3 protein-coding genes are annotated in these 3,051 nt (G+C 77.2%); all 3 read left to right on the forward strand.

Features of this window, described 5'->3' with window-relative positions; translation table 11 throughout:
* The first annotated feature begins 504 nt into the window (after positions 1-504).
* The 3 genes from ACIQCH_RS25220 to ACIQCH_RS25230 all read left to right on the forward strand — a co-directional run bounded on the left by ACIQCH_RS25220 (position 505) and on the right by ACIQCH_RS25230 (position 2,953).
* A complete protein-coding gene (locus ACIQCH_RS25220) occupies positions 505-1,872 on the forward strand; it encodes a sensor histidine kinase (RefSeq protein WP_402584407.1) in 1,368 nt (455 codons plus the stop codon).
* Positions 1,869-2,534, forward strand: coding sequence for a response regulator (locus tag ACIQCH_RS25225; protein ID WP_402584409.1), 666 nt, complete (start codon positions 1,869-1,871; stop codon positions 2,532-2,534). The genes ACIQCH_RS25220 and ACIQCH_RS25225 overlap by 4 nt, the downstream gene beginning before the upstream one ends.
* A gap of 137 nt (positions 2,535-2,671) precedes the next feature.
* Entirely contained in the window at positions 2,672-2,953 is a 282-nt protein-coding gene (locus tag ACIQCH_RS25230; protein WP_402584411.1) for an SHOCT domain-containing protein, read from the forward strand.
* Positions 2,954-3,051: the final 98 nt, after the last annotated feature.

Here is a 3,051-nt window from a genome sequence, read left to right on the forward strand (position 1 = left end):
GGGCCCCCCCCCCCCCGGCGCGGGGGGGGGGCCCCCCCCCAACCCCCCCCCGGGGGGGCGCCCCCCCCGGGGGGGGGGGGGGGGGGGGGGGGCCGCCCCCCCGGGGGTGGTGGGGGCGCGGAGGCACGACGAAAGCGCCGCGGTCCGGAGGCGTCGTTGCCGTCCGGCGCTGCGGCGCCGCCTGATGCATGGATAGGCCAAGGATAAACACCTAAAGGGGTGGTGGCTCAACTCGACCGGGCTCACCTGTACCAATGGCCCATCCTGATCGCGATCCACTGGTCCACGCGGGAGCCAACGGCCACCCCGGGGTGCGTAACGGCCCCTTTGGGTGGTATCAGCGCCCCTCGCTCCGAACACCCCGTCGGCGCGCCCCCGTGCCCGGTACGGCCCCGCGGCCGGAACGACCCCGCGGCCGGAACGCTCACGTACTCCCGCGGGAGTACGGGTGATCACGTCGCTCGGGTGACGACCGGACCCGCGGGCCCGGTCTAGCGTGGCCGCATGGAGGACCAGCGGCCGAACGGCGCGCAGCACGACGAAGCGGGCGGCCGGCCCCGGCGGCGTCGGCGGGGGCCGCGGGCCCTCGAGGGGGACGCCGCCACCGCGCCCGCCGACCTCGGCGGACCGCTCGGACCCCAGGACCGCCGCGGTGGCGGCGGACGGCGCCGGAGGTGGGGGGTCCGGGACCGGGCGGCGGACCCGAGCCGGCCGGGCGGGAGGCCGGGGGCGGGCGTCCGGACGCCCGTGGTGGTGGGCGTGGTGGCCGAGCTGGGATCGACCTGGGCCGCACACGTCCAGCCGGACGCCCGCCCCCTCGACGCCACCGCACGCGTGCTGCTGGCCCTCGGGCCCGCGCTGCTGCTGTGGCGGAGCCACCGCCCCGTGGCGGTCGTCTTCGCGGTGTGCGCCGTGACGCTGGCGTACCTCGCGCTGGGCTACCCGTACGGCCCGGTCTTCGTCGCCGTCGCGGTCGCGGCCCTCACCGCCGTGGCGGCGGGCCACCGGTACGCCGCCTGGGCGGCGGTGGGGCTGCTCTGGGCGGGGCACCTGGCGATCGCGCACTGGCTGTACCGCTGGCTGCCGCCCGCCGGGGACGGACCCCGGCCCTGGACCGGGGAGCTCGGGACGGTCGCGTGGGTGGTCGCGCTGTTCGCCGCGGCCGAGCTGGTGCGCGCACGGCGGGAGCGGTGGGCCCGGGAGCGGGCCGAGCGGGCCGCGGCGGCCCGGCGCCGGGCGGACCAGGAGCGGCTGCGGATCGCCCGCGAGCTGCACGACGTCCTCGCGCACAGCATCTCCGTGATCAACGTCCAGGCCGGCGTCGGGCTGGCGCTGCTCGACACGGACCCGGAGCAGGCCCGTACCGCACTGACCACGATCAAGGCCGCCAGCAAGGAGGCCCTCGGCGAGGTGCGCCAGGTCCTGGACGCGCTGCGCACCCCGGGGGCGGCCCCCCGGTCGCCCGCACCAGGCCTGGACCGGCTGCCGGAGCTGGTCGAGCAGGCCGCGGCGGCCGGCCTCAGCGTCGAGGTCGAGCGGACCGGGACGCCGGGCGGGGCGCTGCCGCCGGGGGCCGACCTCGCCGCCTTCCGGATCGTCCAGGAGGCGCTGACCAACGTCGTGCGCCACTCCGCTGCCCGCACCGCGCGCGTGCGCGTCGTCCGCACCCGGGACGCGCTGGAGCTGACCGTGGCCGACGACGGCCCGGCGACCGGCGGGGACGCCGGCGGCAGCGGCACCGGGCTGACCGGGATGCGGGAGCGGGCGGCGGCCCTGGGTGGCACGATCGAGGCCGGTCCGCGGCCCGCGGGCGGATTCGAGGTCCGGGCGGTGCTACCGCTCCCGCGGGACACGAGGAGGGACGGCGCGTGATCCGGGTACTGCTCGCCGACGACCAGCTGCTGGTCCGCGCCGGGTTCCGGGCGCTGCTGGACGCCCAGGACGACATCGAGGTCGCGGGCGAGGCCGGGGACGGGGCGGAGGCGGTGCGGCTCGCCGGGGAGCTGCGGCCCGACATCGTCCTGATGGACGTGCGGATGCCGGTGCTCGACGGTCTGGGCGCGACCCGGCGGATCACCGCGGACCCGGCGCTCGCGGAGGTCCGCGTGGTGGTGCTGACCACCTTCGAGCTGGACGAGTACGTCTTCGACGCGCTGCGCGCCGGGGCCTCCGGATTCCTCGTCAAGGACACCGAGCCGGCCGAGCTGCTGCGCGCGGTGCGCGCCGTGCACCGGGGGGACGCGCTGCTCTCCCCGGGGGTGACGCGGCGCCTGATCGCCGAGTTCGCGGCCCGGTCCCGCGAGCCGGGGCCGGCGGCGGAGCTGGACCGGCTGACCGAGCGGGAGCGCGAGGTCATGGCGCTCGTCGGCCTGGGGCTGTCGAACGAGGAGATCGCCCGGCGCCTCGTCGTCAGCCCCCTCACCGCGAAGACCCACGTCAGCCGGGCGATGGTCAAACTGGGCGCCCGGGACCGGGCGCAGCTGGTGGTCCTGGCCTACGAGTCGGGACTGGTGCGGCCGGGCTGGCTGGACTGAACCCGGCCGCTCGTCGCGGCGGGGCGTACTCCCCCGGTGGTACCCCGGGTGCCGCCGGCCGTACGACGACCCGGGGGGCCGCGGGCGCGAGTCTCGAAGGGAGCCACAGACCATCACTCCCCGAGGAGATGACCCTCATGAACACGCTGGCCTACGCCGGGCCCGGCCCGTGGATCCTGTTCTTCCCGCTGATCTGGGCGGCCGTCGTCATCGGCACCCTCACCGTCCTGCGCCGCACCGTGTGGCGCGGCCGGCGGGGCGGGCCGTGGCAGGCCCGGGCGGCGCACGGGGAACACTCCCCCATCGCGATGCTGGGCCGCCGCTTCGCCTCCGGCGAGATCGACGAGGACGAGTACTGGCGCCGGCTGTCCGTCCTCGACGAGCAGTTCGGCCGCCGGCCCAGGGACACCGACGTCTAGGAGCAACGCCGTTCAGTTAAGGGCGGGGGCTGTTCGTCAAGGCCCGTGAACGAGGCAGCGGAGCTGCTGTAGAAGAGGTTTGTCCTCCAAGACATCCT

The sequence above is a fragment of the Streptomyces sp. NPDC093225 genome (assembly GCF_044753805.1).
Lineage (GTDB): Bacteria > Actinomycetota > Actinomycetes > Streptomycetales > Streptomycetaceae > Streptomyces.